This window comes from Streptomyces sp. SID3212, from assembly GCF_009865405.1.
Lineage (GTDB): Bacteria > Actinomycetota > Actinomycetes > Streptomycetales > Streptomycetaceae > Streptomyces.
This window is the reverse complement of record NZ_WWJY01000676.1, coordinates 1-774: the sequence shown is the minus strand read 5'-3', so window position 1 is coordinate 774 and position 774 is coordinate 1. Positions and strand designations below refer to the sequence as shown.

At 76.7% G+C, this 774-nt stretch carries 1 protein-coding gene; it reads right to left on the bottom strand.

The window, feature by feature from the left end:
* Window positions 1–774, bottom strand: a 774-nt coding sequence (locus tag GT042_RS20185) for a helicase-related protein (protein WP_272925736.1), incomplete at both ends; no start/stop codon positions are given.

Below are 774 nucleotides of genomic sequence, written 5' to 3'. Positions count from 1 at the left end.
GCCTGCGACACCCGTACGGTCGTCAGGGCGCTGAGCCCGCGCGCGTGGTCGGTACGGGGCTCACGCGCCAGGCCCGCGTCCACCACGACCCGTACCCCCGGCACGGTCAGGCTCGACTCCGCCACCGCCGTCGCGAGGACGACCCGCCGCCGCCCCGACCCGGCGGACCCGGCCAGGACCGCGTCCTGCACGGCGGCCGGCGCCCGCCCGTGCACCTGGAGCACCTCGGCCCCCACGTCGCCCAACTGCCCCGCCACCCGGCCGATCTCGCCGACCCCCGGCAGGAAACAGAGCACGTCGCCCTCCCGCTCGGCCAGCGCCCGCCGGACCACCGACGCCACATGCGTGAGGAGTACGGGATCCACCCGCATCCCGTGCGGCGCCCGTACGGGACGCGCGGGCGGCGCCCAGACCACCTCCACCGGATACGAGACCCCCGCCGCCTCCACCACCGGCGCGTCGCCCAGCAGCCGCGCCCAGCCCGCCGCGTCCGTCGTCGCCGACGCCGCCACCAGCCGCAACTCCGGCCGCAGGGCCGCCCGTACGTCCAGCAGGAACGCGGCCACGGTGTCCGCGTCCAGATGCCGCTCATGGCACTCGTCGAGGATCACCACGTCGACACCGGCCAGCTCCTGGTCCCGCTGGAGCCGCTGGAGCAGCACCCCGGTCGTCACCACCTCCACCACCGTGTCGCGGCCGACGACCCGCTCGCCGCGCACGGTGAAGCCGACCCGCTCGCCGGTCTTCTCGCCGAGCAGCCACGCCATCCGCCGG